This window comes from uncultured Mucilaginibacter sp. (assembly GCF_903913935.1).
Classification (GTDB): Bacteria; Bacteroidota; Bacteroidia; order Sphingobacteriales; family Sphingobacteriaceae; genus Mucilaginibacter.
On sequence record NZ_CAIWNH010000567.1, the window covers coordinates 1 to 21609 of the forward strand.

Here is a 21609-nt window from a genome sequence, read left to right on the forward strand (position 1 = left end):
GTAGATCAAGGGCTTACTGAAATGAAAAATTGAAACGAGCATGCAACCAAGGATTATAATTTCACTGGCTTTTGGGCAATTGAATTATTCCAAAAGGTATTAAGTAAACGGTAAATGCAGCCGTTACAGTAGCTGTAGTTTTCAACTTCTCGTAATTGACAAGATTTAAGAACTAATTCATCAAAAATAATCATGGTACAACGAAGGCAGATTTTAACATGATTAATATCTTCTTAAAATAATAATTCGCGGACATAGCTGACCTGAAAATATTTTCGATAAGAAACGTAAGAAACAATCAAAATAAGCAAATAGCCAATCGAACCGAAGCTATGCGCTGCCGGGCCATGCGACGACAAGTGAGCGATGGGCGCAGAGATGAAAATAATGATGCATCCGCAATATGCCCATTCCTTCAAAATTGACCCTACAGGTATTAACAGCGCAAGCGCAGCTGAAAATTTAGCGAAGGAGAGCTCAATTCGGAAATAATCGGGAAACCCAAGTGCTGACAAGCTTGCGTTACTTCTTCTCTTGTTAAATAGTTATAACCTGAAAAGAATACCAAGGCCGAGATGATACATGTAGATATCCAGTAAGTGATTTTTATATTTCTCATGATGTGTTTTATTTTGTAATCGGTTAAAGTAAACTTCAATTGACATCTCCTCGTTTTAAAGCAAAACCTCAAAAAAGAATGGCAGGCCCACGGCATGACCTGCTGGCAGATAGGTTATAAAGGAAAATTTTGTGCTAAATCGGTGATTAATCCATGCTTATTCAGCATGGATTATCAGTTCCGCATTAAATGGTCACCACTAATCGCTGGCCGTCCGGAACTTCAAGGTCCCAAAGGTCGGCGCTGTCTTTTAGTTTAACTTTTAGGGTTTCCACTTTTAGTTTTCCCGCTGCTGCCAGCTGGAACATTTCGGGAAGTATATCTTTAAATAAACTGCGCACCTGGTCTTTTGACCATGCACCTAAACCTGAACCGGTCAGCTGGATATTGACACTGCGCAGCGTAGCGGCAGAAAGTTGTAACAGGTCCCCGGTTACACTGCCAACCGATACGAATCTGGTACGGTTACCGAATGATCCATCACCTTTTAAACAGGAAAGGATCATCTCGGCAGTGTTGCCCCATAAATAGTCTATAATCACGTCGATAGGTGTTTCCTGGTGGATTGATTTGATCTTCGCTATGAAGCTTTCATCTTCCTGCATAATGGATACAATCTCATCTGCACCAAGTGATAACAAATCGTCAAGCGAACTTTGGTTCCTTCCTGTTACGATGATCCTTTTAGCCCCGTAATGTTTAGCGATCTGTACGGCAACACGGCCCGTAAATCCGGTTGCGCCATTGATCAGAACTACATCGCCTGGCTGTATATCGGCTTTGAATTTAAGGCCCATTGCTGCACCGATGACCGCGTTAGGCAGCGCTGCTGCTGTAGCGTCGTCTAATTCATCGGGAATATTTACGATCCTGTCTTTTTCGATGGTGGCCTTTTCTGCCAGCATACCGCTAACTCCCATGCCGAACACTCTAGTGCCATCCGGTAACAGGCAAACGCCGTCGCCGCCGACAACCTTGCCACCTTCCCTCGGTGCAGTACTTGAATAGTGCCTGCCGCTTGCCTTGCTTTTATCAAGGTGCTTGATCGCTACCGCTTTAACAGTTACTAATATCTCATTTTCGTTTTGAGGAGTTGGTTCGGGAAAATCCACATATTGAGGAAGGTCCCCTTTTTGATACATTACTGCTGCTTTCATTTCGTTGTTTTATTTATTGAAACAAAGGTAGAGGGCCTGTACAACACCGACGATAACATATGTTATGTAATTAAAAAATGTGCGCGGCCGGATGCGATCTTGGTTTTTATCCTGCTGAGGTGCACACTGGTAATTCCCAGATAGCTTGCGATATAGTTTTGCGGCACCCGTAAAATAATATGCGGACGTTCCTTCAGCCGGCTCTGGTAGCGCTCTTCAGGGGTGTCACGGATAAAGGATAAGAATTCGTTTATGTAATGTGTTTGCCGCTGGGCAGACATTTGGATGAGTGTTTTACTAAAGTCATGCTCATGGCTGAGTTCGTCCATCAGCTGCAAAACATACTTTTTGGGCAAAAGATATACAGTGGAAGGTTCGATACTTTCAATAGTGAACGCACTGGGAACATTATTAATGAAACTGTCGATTGATGTCAGTCCTTCATGTTCGAAAAAGAATTGCACGTTTTTATCCTGCCCTTTATTATTAAAGTATAACCGAACACAACCTTTCTCTATGTAAATATAGTTCTCCGAGATCTTTCCTTCTTCAAGAAGTACCGTTTTAGCCGGAATCTCGAGTCGTTTCTGAAATTCAAGGTATTTATCCCAGTATAGATTTAACTTCGGAAACCTTTCTTTGAATTGGAAGATCATTTACAATGATGTATTGGTTAGCGAATAAAACATAAATTTATGAAAATACTACTTTAAATCAATAAGGATAGTTAGCACCTACAAAAATATGGAGTTAGCGATAAACGATAATTTCTATTATCGTTATTTATGAATCGGCAATCTAATTAGCATGCTATTCACAAAATACGATCTGGATCAAAATAATTTATTCCGGTTTAAAGTAGATCAACATTGATTGCATGCCTACATAGCGGTGTCGACTTATTTTGGACTGGGGCATTGTGGCTATGTGCCTGTCCAACAGTACAAAGCAGCAATTTGCAACAAAATCATTATCATATCTTTACCATTTCTTTTTAGATCGAAAATAAAAAGCACCAATAGTATTTCCAACAGTGGTATTGAATATAATATCGCCCACCATACGTGGCAATATAGCCTCCGCTGGTGTACTTAAATATGATTTTATGTCAAATTGATAAAAACCTTGTGTATTTTAGAGAACACCGGTCAGTACGGAAATTATACATAATTAAGTCATATTAAACCGGCTTAGTTTTTATCTAGCTTTTCTTCAATACGATCCTGCATTTGCTTCTTAAATTCATCATCCAGTTTAAAATCATTGAGTTTTGATTGATGGAACAGATCATAAACCAATTTATTGATCAATATACTTTGCTGCTCAAACATCCGGCAGGCGGAGCAACCTGCCAGGTGTACCTTCAACTCTAATTTCTCACGGATAGTTAGACTGACTCCCTGTTTTTTCTCGATAAGCAATGTCGCTTCCTTACAGTTGTAGGCTATATTTTTTAATATGTTTTTCAAGCCTGGTGTATGAAACGGTGAATTGCCTCATCAGCGTTATCCTGATATGAAGTATTTTTTAAATCAGTATAAAAAGTGCTCTGATCAACCACGTCCCCCGATAACTTACCTTCTCTACATGCATAAAAAACGCCGCTTTTATATCGATCTTCCGAAACGCAATCGACAAAGCGTTTTACACCTACTTCTAAATTATGCACCATATCTCCTAATAACGGAAATACAATAGGCATCATAATATACTTTAACATAAAGCGCATAGGCGCGGGCAAACTATCCGGTGCATTAGTTCCCTTCGTATTCCCGGGACTCATCACGACAAACTTGAGGTCAAGATATTTTCTGGCCATTGCTAACGTCCACATCGTTCCTGCATATTTCACGTAGCCGTAGGCTTGCGTTACATCGAACTTATTCCCGAAATAGGAACCATCAAGAACACCGGCAAATTCGTCTGCAGAGGAGGTCCCCATCGCAACCGGTTTCATTCCGAGACTCTTTACACCAGGTACAGCTTCCGCGCTTATGAACAGAACTGTTTTTCTTAACTTATCACGCTTTATCAGTTCCTCCATTAACACGACATTTCCTAAAATATTTGTAGCTACTAACTGATTCATGCCCGAAGAAGTAAGATGCGCAGCAATTTTCCCAACCATTCCACCTGCATTTAAAATTATGGCATCGATAGGTTCCTTTATTTTTGCTACTGCATTTCTTACCGAATTAGCATCCGAAACATCGCCAATTACAATTTCAAAAATCTTTTTCCCCGTTTGGGCCTCAAGTTCCTTTTTTGCAGCCTCGGCTTTCACTAGATTTCTACAAAAAAGAATCACCTTTTTTGTTTCTTTTTTCAATGCTAACTGGCGGGCAGCCTCTTTCCCAAGCCCGGCATTTGCTCCGGTTATTAAGATACTTTCGTTCATTTTTCATTCTTTTTTCTTTAATTATAAATTAGTTGGGACTTCAGTTGCCAATAAAACAAACCGATCCTTCGTATTTGCAGTAAGTCTTTCCAGTTATGACTGCAAAAAGTTAGTCCCGAAGTGTGCTCCGGAATCTCCAATAATATTTCTATTACGAAGTCTATGAAACGATCCGTTAAGCCGATGGCGATTACCCCGTGGCAATGATCAAGAAAAATGACCGTAGTTCTTCGTTAAACTTGTTGGTAAACTTTCCGATACTTACAAGTTAAAGCGACGATTCAAATGACAGAAAATTGAATAGAGCAATATAATTTTAATAACGTGTTCGTTAACATAGAAATCTCAGCATTATTGGCATATACAAGTTTAATTTCAGTATAAAATGTTAAAATAAACAATTTAACATCAAAAAAATTTTGTAGTTCGGTATAAATATATATTTTTGTTTTATCGTGTACGTTAACGTTAATATTCAATTGGGTATTTTAATTAATCTAAAAATTATATGAAAAAACAGCTACATCATTTAGTAAAACCTGTTGATACTACAAAAGTAGTATTATATGCACGGGGCTTACTTATTATCTCCATGTTTGCATTATCCATAGGGCAAGCCAACGCCCAGGCAAAGCTTTTCAAGGGTAAGGTTATTGACAGCGCCACTAATCAGCCATTAGATGGTGTAACTATTTCCCTGAAAAATACATCTGTAGGTACTATATCTGATGCTGACGGCAACTTTAAAATTAATGTTAGTGACGGTGCAATACTTCAAATAAGCATGATCAATTATCGAAATATAATAGTTCAGGCGCGATTTGATCGTCCGCTTGTTATCGGACTTACTGCGATCAATAAGGCTTTATCCGAAGTTGTCGTTGTCGGTTACGGCACTGCCAAGCGATCTGATATTACAGGTTCCGTATCTTCCGTACCCAAAGATCGTTTGTCTGACATACCGGTTGGTAATGTGCTTTCGGCTATCGAGGGAACAGTGGCTGGTGTAAATATTACTTCAGGTACTAACGTTCCAGGTGCATCACCGGCCATTTTGGTAAGGGGGGTCAATACCATTAACGGTCAGACTAACCCGCTTGTTGTGCTTGATGGCGTCCCTTATGACAACCTATCACTTAATGATATCAATACAAATGATATCGCAGCAGTTGATATCTTAAAGGATGTGTCGGCTACAGCAATTTATGGCACGCGCGGTGCGAATGGCGTAATACTCATCACCACTAAAAAAGGTAAAACAGGCAAAGCATCCATATCATTCAATACCTACGCGGGGACGGAAGGGTTCACTCATCAGGTCAATCCAATGGGTCCTGCAGAATATGTTCAGAAATATGCAGATTTTAAAGAAGAAGCAGGAGTAACGAATAATTTCCCAGTTCCAAATCTGTATGAACAGCAGAACTACGCCGCAGGCAAAACCGTAAACTGGGTCGACCAGATCTCGCAGCCAGGTTTTATAAATGATAATACATTGAGCGTCAGTGGTGGGAGCCCCGATGTGAAATATTATTTATCAGGTGATTATTTTGACGAAAAGGGCGTAATTAAGGGATATCAGAACAAACGTGGAAGCTTACGAGCTAATATTGATGCTACCATAACTAGTTATCTTACTGCCGGAGCTAATCTTAACTTTGTATCCAGCAACCAGGATGGTGGACGTGCAAGTTTACAAATGGCTAATGAAATCAGTCCTTATGGACGTCTGAGAGATCCGGATGGTACTTATACGATCTTTCCAATGCAACAGGAGGAAGCCTTCACCAATCCCTTACTCGGAACATTAACAGATCGGAATTACGGCCGCAAAAATGTAATCAGCAACGTTTACGCGGAAATTAAACCAGTGGCAGGGTTAAAATATCGTATCAGCGCCAGCTATAATTATCAGCCAACATTATTTCAAGATTATACAGGAAGAAATGCTGATGACATTGCCGGCGGGACAGCAGAGGTACAAAATGCGTCGTATCAATCATGGGTAATTGAAAATCTCCTGACCTATGAAACGAACTGGAAAAAAAATCACCTAGACATAACCGGACTATACAGTGCGCAAAAAAATACAGAGTTCGATAATAGTACAATTGCGAATGGATTTATTAATGACGCGTTATCTTTTGATGACCTGCAGGGGGCTACAACTTTTTCAGCTGCATCTTCCAAAGTAATTACTACGATGGCTTCTCAAATGCTCCGTGTCAATTATTCATTTGACAGCGAGTATCTGATAACCGCCACCGCCAGAAGGGACGGTTACTCGGCATTCGGCAATAACACCAGCAAGTACGGAATGTTTCCTTCATTGGCACTCGCCTGGAATATTTCGAACGAAGGATTTATGAAAAATGTTTCGGTAGTGAATAGTCTTAAATTGCGTGCATCTTATGGAATTTCTGGTAATCAGTCGGCAGTTACACCAGGTTCTACGATTACAAATTTTATTACGACAACAATACCGTCAAACGGCGCTGCTACCACTGGTGTCATTGCGAATATATTGGGTAACAGTGATCTTAAATGGGAAAGCACTTATGGAGCAAATTTTGGAATTGATTTCTCTTTATTTAACAACCGGGTAAGCGGCTCTGTTGACGCTTATGATACCCGTACCAAAAACCTGGTGCTTTATCGTACACTTCCCGCAGCGACAGGCTATCTGAATGTCGTATCTAATGTCGGTAAAGTTTCCAACCAGGGAGTGGAGTTATCACTGACAACAAAGAATGTCGTTTCTGACAATGGCTTCAGATGGGAAACTTCGTTCAATTTCGCGGCCAATAAAAACAAAATCATTGACCTGTACGGCAATAAACAAAGCGATATAGGAAATCAGTTATTTATAGGTCAGCCCGTTTCTGTTATTTATGATTACAAAAAGACCGGTATCTGGCAAACCGGACAGGATCCATCCAAGCAGGATCCTACCGCAGTGCCCGGAGATATTAAATTTGCTGACCTAAATCACAATGGGGTGATCGATGCAGGTGATAAAACTATACAGGGTCAGACTGTTCCCAAATGGACAGGTGGCTTAACCAGCGCATGGCAATATAAAAGCTTCCGTTTAAGTGTTTTGATTCAAACGGTTCAAGGGGTCACTAAAGATAATAACCTGATCAATTTTGTTGATGTTGCAGGCAGAGAAAATCTTCCCAGCGGCGTAGGTTACTGGACCCCTCAAAATAACAATAATACGCGGCCGAGCTTAACGTACACCAATTATCTGAATTATGGTTATGCACAAAATGCCAGTTTTACAAGGATCAAAGATGCCACGTTAAGTTATAGTATGCCGAAATCAATAACTGACCGGTTGAAAATCAATGCCTTGTCAATATATTTTACCGGAAGAAACCTCTATACGTTCACCAAGTGGACAGGTTATGATCCGGAGGCTGCTTATCAAATCACGGGCGATACGGAAAATAACTATCCTTTAGTAAGATCATTTATACTAGGTGCTAATATTACACTACGCTAAAATTAAAAATAACATGAAAAAATATTTATATGGTATAGTTATTTGCTTAACGGCTGTCATGCTGATAACATCGTGCAAAAAAAGCTTTTTGAATGAAACGGCCTATTCTGAATTTACGCCGCAGGCGTTGAATGATTCACTGTCATTTGAAGCAAGTATTGTCGGAATTCAAAGCCAGTATAACCTTTGGAACACACAGGAAGAAGACGCAAACGGTGATCAAGGATTTTTGTGTGCCTGGCAAATGGGCACTGATATTGCTTACAATAAATCGCCGGATGATCTTGATCCCATGGCCGTGCCATACACTAATTATGAAAAGCTGACATCAAACGATGTCGTGTCGTCGTTTGTATACCGCTGGGCTTATGATATCATCAATAACGCCAACCTTGTTATCGCGAATATCGGTAAACCAGGGTTGACTTTTAGTTCAGGTTTTAGAAACAGGATTAAGGCCCAGGCGATGTTTTACAGAGGGCTTGGCTATAATTATCTGGCTACGTTATACGGCGGTGTTCCAATTATTACGGCACCACTGACAGCTCCTAAAACTGATTTTGTAAGAGCATCACTAGCACAGGTGAACAGCTTAATTATTTCAGATTTGACTTTTGCCGAGGCAAACTTGCCAGGCATCGATCAGTTAAAAGTAACGGAGACACCGCATTGGGCAATGGCTGCCCAGTTATTGGCGGAAGTAGATTTACGAACCGGCGATAATGCCGGTGCGGAAGCCGAATGTAATAAAATTATCAATAGTGGACTATTTACATTGACTACCACAAGATATGGCGTTCGCGCCGGACAATCAGGAGACGCTTATTCAGATATGTTTGTTTATGGCAATGAGCGCAGAAGCCAGGGAAACCACGAGGCAATTTGGGTTGAAGAAATGGAAAATCCTGCGGCTGTAACCAACGGAAGCGGCCCTGATATCAACAACATGTTTCCCGGATACCGTTTTTTAGGTTCACAGCACCGCAGGGTATGGGGATGCCGTTACTATAATGAGCCGGGTATGTTGATTTGTGACAGCCTGGGTGGTAGAGGTATCAGCCGGATGGCACTTACCTACTATGTCCTCAACTTATATGAACCCGGGGATATGAGAAATTCCCAATACAGCATCCGCCGTCATTTTTATTATAATGATCCAACCAGCGCGCAATACGGGCAATTGGTTGCAGGCCCGAGCGTAGATACAAACAGGAACATTGTTCCTAAGACTAATAAATGGGATCAATTTGATCCAAACGACACTTTTGGAAGTCAGGATTTTAAGGATGTAATCGTCATGCGGTTAGGGGAGACCTATTTGCTTAAAGCGGAAGCTCAGTTCAATCAGGGAAACTCACAGGGTGCGGCTACAACATTAAATGTAATAAGGGCAAGGGCTAATGCTTCGCCTGTTACGCCGGATAAAGTTTCTATGGACTTTATATTAGATGAGCGGGCGAGAGAATTAATCGCAGAGGAAAACAGACGAATGACACTGATGCGTACAAAGACATTAGTGCAGCGGGTACAGGGTCGCGGACTTAAAATAACGAATATTTCTAGCACCAACTTATTACTGCCTATTCCGCAATCGGAGATAGACCTTAATAAAGATGCCAAGCTAACCCAAAATCCCGGATATTAAATGTATAGAGTAAAGGGGTAGATAATTTTTTATTTTGAAAATTATAATTTAGTGGTTGAGTTGATTGGCCGCCATCTACGTTAACAACGGGATGGCGTTTTTTATGCGAAGATTGATTAATGATTGCTTAGGACGTTATAATTCGGGAATTCACTAACAACTACCTCTCCGTTGTTAGTCTGTTTGCCCGGTTAATCACAGGGCGATATCCCCATACTTTAACAGCAATAAAATTGAATGGCAGGTATCCGCAATAAAAATTGATGTTGCTCTATATATCCTGCTTCACGCCTACGTAATTTAATTGGCAGTACAATACTGAAGAGATGGGCTTGATTAATTCAGGTAGAGAATCATCAAGTTACTTATCTTTTACTTTCAACTAAATCAAGTTAGACACACATGAACTCTTTTGCATTGCAAGCTCAGATAAGTATCAAATACTTTTCTATTGAACTGCTTACGGGATAAGTAGGCTGTTGATCATTGCATCAAATGATCATAAAATAAAAAACATGCTTTCTACGGAGAAAGCATGTTGGATAATGATGATATAAGGATTACCATACCATTAGATTTTGATAATCCATTTCTTTCTGTAGAATATATACATGATTGCCCAAATCATTAAAAGAAATATAAACGCTGAAAACAGGGATGCCCATTCCTCACTGAATATTTTTAAAAAGAACAATAAATCAAAAATCTTTAAGCCTTCCGCGCTTTGTCCGCCTCGTTTAATCACTATCAGGTTTAATAATGCAGGTAGGGCTTCCGAGAGGACATAAGAGCTGATCGCATTCATACCAAGAACAGTAAGTAACCAGCATTTTCCATTGAATTCTTTAATGTCAATAAACCAATAGAAAATCGCGAAGGCGACCATACAGATACCGCCCGTGTATAATACGTAAGAACTTGACCATAAAGGCTTGTTGAAGGGGAAAAAAAGATTGACAATTAAGCCTGACAAGATTAACAGATTACCTGCTATTAGCAGATAGGCAGCTTTATTTTCCGGTTGCAGGGATTTGTTCTTTAAAACCAGGCCGGCCAGAAGCCCAAGTATAGCGCTTCCAACAGTAGGTAGCGTCCCTAGTAATCCGCAGGGATCCGTGTAAGCAAATTTAGCTAAATGGCTTGCCGGTATAACCAAATGGTCAAACCATGCACCGATATTCTGCTCAGGCGTCATTGCAGCCAAACCGCTACCTGGGATGATGCAGGCCAATAGATAATATCCCGCCAAAATCCCCGAAAGAATATATGGAAGCATCTTGTCTGCTAATTTAATATAGAGAAGCGTAGTTAAAAAATATACAATTCCAATGCGTTGTAACACTCCCGGATACCTGATCTCTGAAAAACTGAAATGATAAAAAAGCTGTAATCCTAAGCCGATACCAATTAAGGTCAGCATCCTTCGGAAGGCTTTTGATATGATGCCTGCGTGCTGGGTTTTGTCAAGACGTTTAGTTGAAAAGGCAAATACGATAGATATGCCCATCATAAAGATGAAACAAGGAAATACAACGTCGGTAGGGGTACAGCCATTCCAAGCTGAATGTTTTAGTGGCGCGAAAACGTGATCCCAATCGCCGGGTGAATTAACAACAATCATTGCCGCAATGGTAAATCCTCTGAATGCATCGAGTGAATGCAGGCGTTTTTTTTCTAAAATATCTGTCATTGTTTACTTTTTATCCTGCAAGATATAAAAAAATTGATTATCGTGTACGTACACGATAACTTTAAATTAATTGAGGAATTGATCTAACAATTCCATGTATATTCAAATGATGTGTATATTTACTGCAAACTATGAGAAGCAAATCAGCCTTATCCGGCGTAAAAGAAATAGCGAAACTGGCTAATGTTTCTATCGGTACTGTAGACCGTGTGTTACACAATCGCAAAGGTGTTTCGGAAGAAACAAGAAAAAAAATAGAGGCCATTGTAGCGCAACTTGATTACCGTCCTAATAAAATGGCAAGCTTACTGGCCAAACGTGATTTAATAACCATTAGCGTAGTCATTCCCAAAAGTTCCACTGAAACCAACTACTGGACATATCCACTTGCGGGTATTGATCAGGCTTTGTCTGAAATTAAGCAATTCGGAGTTGTCATAAATTATTTCTTTTATGATCTGAACTCGAAATCGGACTTTTTCAAGATCGCTGATGCTGTTCTTAAGACGGAGACCAACGGGGTTCTGCTCGCTCCATCTTTTGTTGAGGAGTCTACTGTCTTTGTAAAAAAACTTATTGAAACTAATGTCCCTTTTGTCTGCATCAATTCAGATCTGCCAAAAGAAGAAAGCCTGAGTTATATCGGGCCGGATCTTTATCAAAGCGGGCGTTTAGCGGCGCAACTGATAAGTTTTATGATGAAGGATGATGATGATATTCTCGTAATCAATCTATCAACACAGCTGGAACTCGATCACCATTTATTTAGGAAAGAACAAGGTTTTAGGAAATATTTCGAAGAGAATAACTTGTTGAATACAGTGTTGTCTTTAAATATTAATCATTCAGATATCGAATCCATTGAAAAGCAGATTCATAAGGCTATTATATCTACCCCCAAAGCCAGGGTACTTTTTGTCACCAACTCTAGGGTGCATATTGTGGCTAAAGTAATTTCCAAAATCAAATCGGATATATTGCTTGTGGGATATGACTTTATAGAAGAAAATATAACACAGATGGAAAAAGGCTATATCCGTTTTATTATAAGTCAACGACCTCGTGAACAAGGTTATATGGGAATTATGGCCTTGTACAAATCAATATTCAAAATTGAAAAAGTCGAGCCCGTTAACTATATGCCTATTGACATCATCACGAGGGAGAACTACAAATCGTATAAAAATTAAGGCATTGTTAATTCGTCGGGTGTTACAGGTTCGGGGTGATAGATTTGACCTATAGGTGCGCAATAATAAATGTTTGCTCTTTGATAAAGTAAAACATCTAATTTCAGTCGGTTGGTAAAAGCCTTGTAATTTTTCTGTTTTCCTGAAGTCCAGGCATCCTCAGCAAGCGCAGCCAGGCGTGGAAAGAGTAAATAATCCGCCCTTTGTGTTGATCCAACGGTTTCCGTCCAAAGATTAGCCTGGATGCCTATGATCTTTCCTTTGCTTTGATCAAATGACAAGCTTTGCGGAAAATCATATACTTTGTCTAAAGAGTTATATTCACCATCATCCCATTTACGGCCGTAATGATCGGTCTTAAGCTGAACAAAATCAAAATACATTGGTAGCCGAGGGCATAGCACGACCTGGTAACCGGCATCTAATGCTGTTTTAAGCTGTTCGGGATGATCCTGCCGCCACCAGAATATGGTCGCCTGATCTATAGGCAAATGTGCTGCAACTGCTTCATCCCATACCCCGACATTGGTTCCCCAGCTTTTTAAAGAATCTGATATTCTGCGCGTGAAATAATTTTCAACCTCATTCAATGTCGGAAGGCGATTATGATCCATTAGTGTTTTTATACCGGTTAAGTTTTTCCACTCCTCTCTTCCATAACTAACTTCGTCGCCCCCTATATGAATCAGCTTGCCGGGAAACATCATATTGACTTCATGAAGTATTGTGCTTAAATAAGTATAAGTTTGATCTTTTGCCGGGTTAAATGTAAATTCCGGATGCTCCTGAGTACCGCCGCCGGAGTATTCAGGATAAGCTCTATTGGCCGCAGAGGCATGCCCAGGCATATCAATTTCAGGAATTACTTGTATGAAACGATCACGCGCATAGCTGACAATTTCATTTATTTCCTCCTGCATATAGTAAGCTGTTTTGGTGGTACTATCTGAAAAGTTCCCAATGCCGCCAATCTGAGCTAATTTGTGATAATGTTTTATTTCAATACGCCATCCAGGTTCATCAGTCAGGTGCCAGTGAAAGCGATTTATTTTGTAAAACGCCATCCAGTCGATTAGCGATTTTATGTAAACCTTGCCAAAAAAATGCCTTGATTCGTCTATCATCAGACCTCGCCAACTATACAAAGGATGGTCATGTATGTTCCAGCAGTTTAGTGATAATCCTTTTGATTTGGCAATCAATTGTAAAAGCGATTGCGCTCCGTTAAAAAGGCCGTGCGCAGAGTTCCCGGTAATGATAATTGTTTTATTGCTCATCATCAAAGTATATCCTTCGGAAACCAAAAGATCAGGTTTAATTATAAACCTGATTTCGTTGCTTTCCATCTTTGCGTCCAGGTTCAGTGCTAAGCCGGAAAACAAAAACAATTCATTATTAAACGTAATTGCGATCTGTTGCGCCTGTTCTCCTTCCGGCAACAACCTGGTTGCCTCAGATACCTGAAACTTCTCTGGTAATTTTACAAAATTAGTTGGCAATGGAATGATCTCCGGCTGCTGCGCAGCGGCAATAGCACTTAAAATCAGAAAAAATGCGATCAGGCTGCCTTTTATAAGGTTTTTGTGGGATTCCATAATTTAAATTTTTAAAATACAAATAAAGTAATAAATTTGTAAACGTGTACGTACACGAAATGATTTATTATGAATAGAATAATGCACTCTTCCGTTAAGGTTTTCTTATGCAGGCGATACTTACTTCTACTGTTGCTATGCGTAAATTTATTAATATCCTTTAAATCGCAGGCGGGCGTTCCATCGCCATTCCAGATTCGGGCATTTCATGTGGACATGAGGATACAGGTTATGAAAATGAGCGCCCTTAAAAAACTGGCTTACCAGTTGCATCAGCAAGGAATCAATACACTGATTATGGAGTGGGAAGGATCTTATCCCTACAAGGACGAAACTATTATTTCCAATCAGTATGCCTATAAGCGCAGTGAAATAAAGGATTTTATCAATTATTGCCATTCCTTAAGTATGGATGTGATACCCTTACAGCAAACCTTTGGCCATGTAGAGTATATCCTGAAACATTATAAATACGCAGCGCTTCGTGAAGACGAAAAAGATTTTTCACAGGTATGCCCGACCGAATTGGATAAGTGCCGGGGGTTATTTACCAAGCTGATGAAAGATATGGCTGAAACGCATCAGTCGCCTTACATACATGTTGGTGGTGACGAGACTTTTTTGCTGGGGCATTGCGAGAAATGCCAGCGAAAAGTTGCCAAAGTCGGGTTGTCCGGACTTTACTTCGATTATATAAAAATGATCTGTGATATTGCAGTGAGTCTTGGTAAAAGGCCTGTCGTGTGGGCGGATATTGCCATCAAGTACCCCGAAAAGATTCATTTGCTTCCTAAACAAACGATTTTCGTAGACTGGAATTACGGATGGGACTTGAATTATTTCGGAGATCACAGCCAGTTATTAAAAAGCGGATATGAAATATGGGGAGCGCCTGCCATCCGCAGCGAACCAGATAATTTTTACTTGGAAAGATGGAAAACTCATTTTGATAATATCAGCACATTTATTCCGCAAATGCGAACGCTCAAATATCAGGGGGTAGTGATGACGTCCTGGTCTACTTCTGGGGCCTATTCAACCGTTTTTGATTCAAATTATGACCCGCTTGCTTTATACCCAATCCGGCGTGTATACCCTTTGTCAGGATTTAATTTGTTAACTGAGGCCTATACTACTGCAATAAAAACAGGTAAGCCGCTTGATATGCAAAGCTTTATTGAGGGTTATTGTTTAAAGCATTATGGGTTTAATAAAACCGCAAGTGCACAATTTCAGAAAGCCCTGCTTTTAGCACCGGACGCAGTTATAAATGGGAAGGTACAATCGGATAAGGACATGTCACTTGCAAGCCTTACTGACAGTGCCTCCGCGGCCATGGTAGTTTTAAAACAACTGCAGCCGAAGTTAAATAAGACTGAGTTTAGACATTATTTGATGATGGCTGAGATCCGCTACTTCTACCTCAGGGTTTTATTAGTTGAAGCGGCAATAAACAGCAATAATTACAGCTTACGAACCGCAATTAAATTTATACCTGTTTTAAAACGACTGAGAAAAAAATCTTTGGAATTAAATAAGGAGTTTGCCGAACTAAACGGGTCTTACTTAAAAGCCGGTGAAATAACTGAAGAAAACGAATTGAGAAATGCCAAGCTGAACACCTTATATCATAAGGTAATACCTTTTCAGGCTAATAATAAATAAAAATTAAAGACGCATTTTTGGCGTAAAAATAAATATAATGGATAGCTCGAGCTTAAAGATCATCAATGCGAAAATCATAACACCGGAAGGGGTTATTGATAACGGTACGCTCATCGTTGAAAATGAAAAGATCAAACTTATTGCCAAAGGAAATGTTGATTATAATGCCGCGACGCTTATTGATGCGAACGGAAAATATTTATCCCCGGGGTTTATTGATATCCATGTACATGGCGGTGGCGGTCATGATTTTATGGACAATACTATTGAAGCCTTTTTAACTATTGCCAAACTTCACGCACAATTTGGAACAACTGCTTTAACACCGACAACTTTAAGCTGCGAAAAAGAAGATTTGTTAGTAACTCTTGGGATTTACAAAGAAGCTCATGCACTTAACAGCGGTGGCGCAGCATTTATCGGACTTCATATTGAAGGCCCTTATTTCGCAATGAACCAAAGAGGCGCTCAGGATCCGCGATTCATCAGAAATCCCGACCCGGAAGAATATATAGATATCCTGGAGAACAACCCACAGATCAGGCGCTGGAGTGCAGCCCCGGAGCTGGAAGGCGCTTTAGAATTTGGCCGTTACATGGCATCTAAAGGTGTTTTACCTGCAATAGCCCATACAGAAGCGATTTATGAGGAAGTGATAGCTGCTTTCAATAGTGGGTTCACTCATGTAACGCATCTTTATTCCTGCACTTCTACGGTTTCCAGACGGAACGCATACCGCTATGCAGGTGTCGTTGAAAGCGCTTTTTTGTTGGACGATATGACTGTAGAAATTATCGCAGACGGTGTACACTTACCAGCTGCACTTTTAAAGTTAGTCTATAAATTAAAGGGTGCCAATCGTATTGCACTTGTTACCGATGCCATGCGAGCGGCAGGAATGCCGGCCGGAGAAAGCATCCTGGGAGGTTTGAAAAACGGGTTAAAAGTGATCGTTGAGGGTGGCGTTGCTAAATTGCCGGACAGAACAGCTTTCGCCGGAAGTGTCGCGACTGCTGATCAACTGATTAGAAATATGGTTTTTATGGCGGATGTACCGCTCATTGACGCTGTTAAAATGATCAGCGAAACACCGGCAGCGATTATGGGGGTATTAGCTGATAAAGGAACATTAGAACCTGGGAAAGACGCTGACCTGGTTCTGTTTGATGAACAAATTAATGTTCAGTGCACTATTATTAAAGGCAAAGTAGTTTATCAAGCTTAGGTTATAATTTAAAATTAGATATGGATCATACGTTTATGAAAGACAAGCTCGAAGTAATTGTTTTTGAGAATAGAAGAGCACTGGGAGAATGTGCCTCAAAAAGGGTTGCCAAAAAGATCAGTGAGCTATTTAAACTCAAAGGTGAGGTTAATATTATTTTCGCGGCGGCGCCATCGCAAAATGAATTTTTAGAGTACCTGGCGATAGATCCAAACATTCCATGGGAACATATTAATGCGTTCCATATGGATGAATATTTAGGTTTGGCTCCGGCTGCCCCCCAGGCATTCGGCTCTTTTTTAAAAAGCAGGCTTTTTGACCGGGTACCGCTTAAATCGGTTAACCTGATAGACAGTCGGCTATCAAATGTTGCAGATGAATATACTCGTTACTCAGAACTGCTTTATAAATTTCCGCCAGATATTGTATGTATGGGAATTGGAGAAAATACTCATATTGCCTTCAATGACCCGCCACTGGCCAGATTCATTGATTCCGAAAAAATCAGGATGGTTCAGCTTGACAAGGCCTGCCGGCAGCAGCAGGTTAATGATAAATGTTTCAGACAGCTGGGTGATGTTCCCGAATTCGCGCTTACGCTTACAATTCCCGCATTATTACAGGCTTTTTATATATTTTGCATGGTTCCCGGGAAGCTTAAAGCAGCAGCAGTTAAATATACCTTATCAGAACCCGTATCTGAGCTTTATCCGTCTACCATACTGCGAAATCATCAAGCTGCGGTACTGTTTTTAGATAAGGACAGTTATAGCCTGTCTGCTAAAGTTGATTTATCCTAAACGCAAATCCGTAATAATTTAAACCATAAACCATTTAGCCAGATCTGAATGATCAGTATACAAATTCCCTTTTTATTACAAGCGCCAGATGACGACCGGCAATTGACTTTTCATCGTATTTTAAATGAGCCCTGGAAATCCGGTGCAACGTCTTGCAGTGCCGAATTTCGTATCGCTCATCTAAATGACGCCTTATTGCTTAAATTTAAAGTTAAAGAACCATTTTTGAAGGCTAAGAAAAGAAAAAATAATGATGCTGTACACCTCGATAATTGCGTAGAGTTTTTCTTAGCTTTTCCGGGAGACGAGAGCTATTACAATTTTGAATTTAACTGCCTGGGGGCGGTTAAAGCTGCTTACGGTAAAGGCCGCAATTATAGAAAATATTTAGCCGATGAGGTTTTGAACCGTATCTCCAATAATCTATCGTTATCTATTAATAATTTGTACGATGACCGGAAAATTTGCTGGGAGTTATCTGTAATATTGAATATGGATATGTTTTCATTTCATCAATATTCTTCTTTTGCGGGATTAAAATGCACTGGTAATTTTACTAAGTGTGGTGAAAAATTGCCTCAGCCTCATTTCTTGACTTGGAGTGATAGCCTAGCTGAGAAACCCGACTTTCATAGAATTGAATTTTTCGGAAAAATAGATTTTTCTCCTCTACCAGTTGGTTTTCAGTCGAATAAAAATATAACATTATTAAACCCTCAAGCAAAGCTTCATGAAACGTAATTATTACATCGCCGGATTAATCATGCTCACGTTTTTCGTGATCTCCTTTATAACCAATATTATCGGCCCCTTATCGCCGGAGTTTATCAGTGATTTTAAATTAAGTGATGCGTTGGCAGGTGTGCTGCCGTTCGCATTTTTTATTGCCTATGGGGTGATGTCAATCCCAACCAGCATGCTTGTACAAAAATACAATGAAAAAAGCATCATGCTCATGGCTTTTATCGTTGCATTTTTGGGCTCATTGCTGCTGGCTACCGAACCTAATTACCTTACGGCCTTATTGTCGCTTTTTATGATCGGATGCGGAATGGCCATGTTGCAGGTAGTAATTAACCCATTGCTCCGAACAGCAGGGGGAGAAGAGAATTATGCGTTTACATCTGTAATGGCGCAGCTTATATTTGGCGGGGCATCCTATCTTAGTCCGCTGGTATATTCTTACCTGGTTGTCAGTTTAAACAAGCATGAAAATAATGGAATAACATCGATTTTACAGCCTGTGATACCTGCCAACCTTCCCTGGGTGTCTCTTTACTGGCTGTTTACTGTCATTAGTATATTTATGTTCGCTATTATCCTTATTTCAAAATTTCCAAAAGTGAAACTTGCTGATGATGAAAAAGCAGGCCCCTGGAAAAGCCACCTTGATTTAATGAAAAAGCCGGTGGTCATTCTTTATTTCGTAGCACTGTTTTGCTATGTCGGGACGGAACAGGGCGTTTCCTACTGGATGTCGCAATTTTTGTTTCAGTATCACAAATTTGATCCGCAAACAGCCGGAGCGACAGCGGTCTCTAATTTTTGGGGATTGATGCTGGTTGGCGGAATACTGGGTTTATTGTTGCTGAAAGTAATGGATAGCCGTAAGCTATTGATCCTGTTTACTGTGCCGGCTATTATTTTACTTACCCTGGCACTTTTTGCGAGTGCCCAGGTTTCATTATATGCTTTTCCAATTATCGGCTTTTTTATGTCGGTGATGTATCCCATCATATTCTCATTGGCACTAAGTTCAATCGAAACTGATCATGGCTCATTCGCCGGGATATTAGTTACCGGCATTGTGGGTGGGGCGGTTGTCCAGATACTGATCGGCGTTTTAGGAAGCCTGATAGGGCTAAAATGGGGCATGTCATTTTTGTATGTCACCTTCGGTTATATGCTGAGCATAGGCTTCTGGGCTAAACCACTTGTTAAAAATCAAACCATATTCGATAAAAAAGATAATGCATCATGAGTATAAAAATTGCAGGAATAGACCTTGGCGCAACCAACATACGCGGCGCGATTGTAAGTAACAAAATTTTATCAGACGTTGTTTCCGCCAAAATACACAGCAATGGCCCTGTAGAAGAAGTGCTGAATGATATTTACCAGGTATTGGATGCATTGATAGATAATTCGGTACAAGCGATAGGCATTGGCGTACCTAGTGTTGTTGACATCGATAAAGGTATAGTATATGATGTGCAATATATCCCGTCATGGAAAGAAGTGCCGTTGAAAAAACACCTGGAAGCAAGATACCATTTACCGGTTTTTGTGAATAATGATGCCAATTGCTTTGCGGTAGGGGAATATCATTTTGGTAAAAACCGCGAGGTGAAGTCGATGATCGGATTGACAATCGGAACAGGCCTGGGAGCGGGCGTAATTATAAATGAAAAACTCTTTGCAGGTAACAATTGCGGTGCCGGAGAATTCGGTTTATTTAATTACCTGGATAATATACTCGAGTTTTATTGCAGTGGCTCATTTTTTCAAAACTTATATGGTATCGATGGAGCACAGGTATTTATAGATGCGAAAAGTGGAAACCAGCAGGCTTTGGCCTGGTATGGCGAGTTAGGAACACATATCGGGTATGCTATTAAGATGATCATGTATGCTTATGATCCCCAACTAGTCGTTTTGGGCGGATCGGCAAGCCTGGCCTTCGACTTGTTTAAAGACAATATGTGGCAGGAAATTAAAACACTTGCCTATCCAAAATCCGCTGAGCGAATTAGGGTGGAACCTTCGGTATTGGCAAATAGCGCCATTTTAGGTGCAGCGGCTTTGTATTTTGATGCACAATAGAAATAATTTAAAAAAACTGTTATCATTCATATTATGAGAAAAGTTATATACCTCGTCTTCTTCGTTTTCGGTTTAAACAAAGCCTTTGGTCAAAACGAAAACTTCAGAATGATATTAAAAGACAACTGGCAAATGCAGTCGGTTTTGAAAGACCCTACGCCGGCCCAAATTGTTTCACAGATTGAGTTTACGGCATCGGGATGGTATAAAATAAGTGTCCCTTCAACTATTATTGCGGGATTGATAGCCAATAAGGCTTATAAATTTGATCCGTTTTACGGAATGAATTTTGAAAAATTAAATGATACTGCACTCGATCATGCCTGGTGGTTTAGAACCGCATTCAGGTTGCCGGTATCTGAGAACGGAAAAAATATCATATTGAAGCTACATGGCATCAATTACAAAGCGAATGTATGGCTAAACGGGGTTAAAATAATGGACTCTACCCAGGCCAAAAATCCGTACAGGGTCGTTGAAGTCGATATCACCAAAAACATAAAAAAGGGGAATGATAATGTGCTGGCATTAGAAATCTTAAGGCCCTTTAACCCAAATAAGCATGTGGGTGACCTCGCTATTGACTATGCAGACTGGATTCACTACCCACCCGATTATAATGCAGGAATTATCAATAATGTGGAGATAAAAAGCTTTGATAAGGTCGGTATTAAATATCCTTTAGTGAGCACAGTATTCGATATGCCGGCATTGAAAATTGCGCACTTAAGCGTTGACGCGCTGGTGACTAACTATTCAAATAGCGATCAGGAGGTAATGGTGAAAGGTTTGATAAACAACGATGTCAGCTTTGAACAGCAGGTCCACCTGAAGCCACATGAAATCAAAAATGTAATCTTTTCAGCTGCTCGCTATTCCCAGCTTACTATCAAAAATCCTCACATTTGGTGGCCGTGGCAATATGGAAAACCTGAGCTGAATAAAATTAAACTTTCCGTCATAAGAGAAGGGCTCGTCAGTAATACGATCACAGAGGATTTTGGGATTCGAACAATTACCTCGAAACTGATTGATGAACACTCGAGGGAGTTTGTTGTGAATGGTAAACGGATAATGCTCCGTGGTGCAGCCTGGTCTCCTGATATATTTCAGCGGAGATCAGCCAAAAGGCAGGAACAGGAAATTCGTCTTTATCGTGATATGAATATGAACGTTATCCGTTCGGAAGGTAAGCTGGATATACCGCTGATATTGACCACCCAATTCCGGCGGAATGTGACCAGTGATTCCGCGTCAAATTGACCACCCCATTCCGGGGCAAACTGACCAGGCA

General features: G+C 40.3%; 16 protein-coding genes and 1 pseudogene. 10 read left to right on the forward strand and 7 right to left on the reverse strand.

The annotated features are described in order from the left end of the window. Window positions 1-233: 233 nt before the first annotated feature. From QZY09_RS24825 to QZY09_RS23025, 5 genes and pseudogenes are all read right to left on the reverse strand, one after another. Window positions 234-521, reverse strand: a pseudogene (locus QZY09_RS24825) (DoxX family protein); the annotation flags it as partial. 283 nt (window positions 522-804) lie between these two features. Continuing rightward, window positions 805-1776 (reverse strand): zinc-binding alcohol dehydrogenase family protein, encoded by a 972-nt coding sequence (locus QZY09_RS23010; RefSeq protein ID WP_295676610.1) that lies wholly within the window; start codon window positions 1774-1776, stop codon window positions 805-807. Window positions 1777-1838: 62 nt separating this feature from the next. Continuing rightward, window positions 1839-2432, reverse strand: coding sequence for a Crp/Fnr family transcriptional regulator (locus QZY09_RS23015; RefSeq protein WP_295676612.1), 594 nt, complete (start codon window positions 2430-2432; stop codon window positions 1839-1841). Between the two features lie 534 nt (window positions 2433-2966). Continuing rightward, window positions 2967-3245 carry a zf-HC2 domain-containing protein gene (locus tag QZY09_RS23020; RefSeq protein WP_295676615.1) on the reverse strand — a complete coding sequence of 93 codons (279 nt, stop codon included), beginning with the start codon at window positions 3243-3245 and terminating at the stop codon, window positions 2967-2969. Then, window positions 3242-4174 (reverse strand): SDR family NAD(P)-dependent oxidoreductase, encoded by a 933-nt coding sequence (locus QZY09_RS23025; RefSeq protein ID WP_295676617.1) that lies wholly within the window; start codon window positions 4172-4174, stop codon window positions 3242-3244. Before QZY09_RS23025 ends, QZY09_RS23020 begins: the two co-directional genes overlap by 4 nt. Window positions 4175-4682: 508 nt before the next feature. On the opposite strand from QZY09_RS23025, the gene QZY09_RS23030 reads away from it, so the two are divergent. Both QZY09_RS23030 and QZY09_RS23035 read left to right on the forward strand, forming a co-directional pair. Continuing rightward, entirely contained in the window at window positions 4683-7682 is a 3000-nt protein-coding gene (locus QZY09_RS23030) for a TonB-dependent receptor (RefSeq protein WP_295676619.1), read from the forward strand. A 13-nt stretch (window positions 7683-7695) separates the two neighbouring features. Further along, window positions 7696-9327 carry a RagB/SusD family nutrient uptake outer membrane protein gene (locus QZY09_RS23035; protein WP_295676621.1) on the forward strand — a complete coding sequence of 544 codons (1632 nt, stop codon included), beginning with the start codon at window positions 7696-7698 and terminating at the stop codon, window positions 9325-9327. A 571-nt stretch (window positions 9328-9898) separates the two neighbouring features. On the opposite strand, the gene QZY09_RS23040 is transcribed toward QZY09_RS23035, so the two are convergent. Then, window positions 9899-11017: a DUF5009 domain-containing protein gene (locus tag QZY09_RS23040; RefSeq protein ID WP_295676623.1), complete on the reverse strand. Its 1119-nt coding sequence runs from the start codon at window positions 11015-11017 to the stop codon at window positions 9899-9901. Between the two features lie 131 nt (window positions 11018-11148). On the opposite strand from QZY09_RS23040, the gene QZY09_RS23045 reads away from it, so the two are divergent. Then, window positions 11149-12207, forward strand: coding sequence for a LacI family DNA-binding transcriptional regulator (locus QZY09_RS23045; protein WP_295676626.1), 1059 nt, complete (start codon window positions 11149-11151; stop codon window positions 12205-12207). On the opposite strand, the gene QZY09_RS23050 is transcribed toward QZY09_RS23045, so the two are convergent. Further along, complete coding sequence (locus tag QZY09_RS23050) at window positions 12204-13802, reverse strand: beta-N-acetylhexosaminidase (RefSeq protein ID WP_295676628.1); 1599 nt, start codon at window positions 13800-13802, stop codon at window positions 12204-12206. The two genes, QZY09_RS23045 and QZY09_RS23050, sit on opposite strands and share 4 nt — an antisense overlap. Window positions 13803-14018: 216 nt before the next feature. Here QZY09_RS23050 and QZY09_RS23055 point away from each other — a divergent pair, with 216 nt between their 5' ends. Genes QZY09_RS23055 through QZY09_RS23085 form a run of 7 tightly spaced genes read left to right on the forward strand, consistent with a single transcriptional unit; the run spans window position 14019 to window position 21578 of the window. Further along, on the forward strand, window positions 14019-15467 hold the full coding sequence (locus tag QZY09_RS23055) for a family 20 glycosylhydrolase (RefSeq protein ID WP_295676630.1): 1449 nt from the start codon (window positions 14019-14021) through the stop codon (window positions 15465-15467). A gap of 37 nt (window positions 15468-15504) precedes the next feature. Continuing rightward, window positions 15505-16692: an N-acetylglucosamine-6-phosphate deacetylase gene (gene nagA / locus QZY09_RS23060; RefSeq protein WP_295676633.1), complete on the forward strand. Its 1188-nt coding sequence runs from the start codon at window positions 15505-15507 to the stop codon at window positions 16690-16692. A gap of 20 nt (window positions 16693-16712) precedes the next feature. Continuing rightward, on the forward strand, window positions 16713-17492 hold the full coding sequence (locus tag QZY09_RS23065; protein WP_295676636.1) for a 6-phosphogluconolactonase: 780 nt from the start codon (window positions 16713-16715) through the stop codon (window positions 17490-17492). A gap of 48 nt (window positions 17493-17540) precedes the next feature. After that, window positions 17541-18233, forward strand: a complete 693-nt coding sequence (locus QZY09_RS23070; protein ID WP_295676639.1) for a carbohydrate-binding family 9-like protein — start codon at window positions 17541-17543, stop codon at window positions 18231-18233. After that, window positions 18223-19473, forward strand: coding sequence for an MFS transporter (locus QZY09_RS23075; RefSeq protein WP_295676640.1), 1251 nt, complete (start codon window positions 18223-18225; stop codon window positions 19471-19473). Before QZY09_RS23070 ends, QZY09_RS23075 begins: the two co-directional genes overlap by 11 nt. Beyond that, entirely contained in the window at window positions 19470-20315 is an 846-nt protein-coding gene (locus QZY09_RS23080) for an ROK family protein (protein ID WP_295676642.1), read from the forward strand. Before QZY09_RS23075 ends, QZY09_RS23080 begins: the two co-directional genes overlap by 4 nt. A 33-nt stretch (window positions 20316-20348) precedes the next feature. After that, on the forward strand, window positions 20349-21578 hold the full coding sequence (locus tag QZY09_RS23085; RefSeq protein WP_295676644.1) for a hypothetical protein: 1230 nt from the start codon (window positions 20349-20351) through the stop codon (window positions 21576-21578). Window positions 21579-21609: the final 31 nt, after the last annotated feature.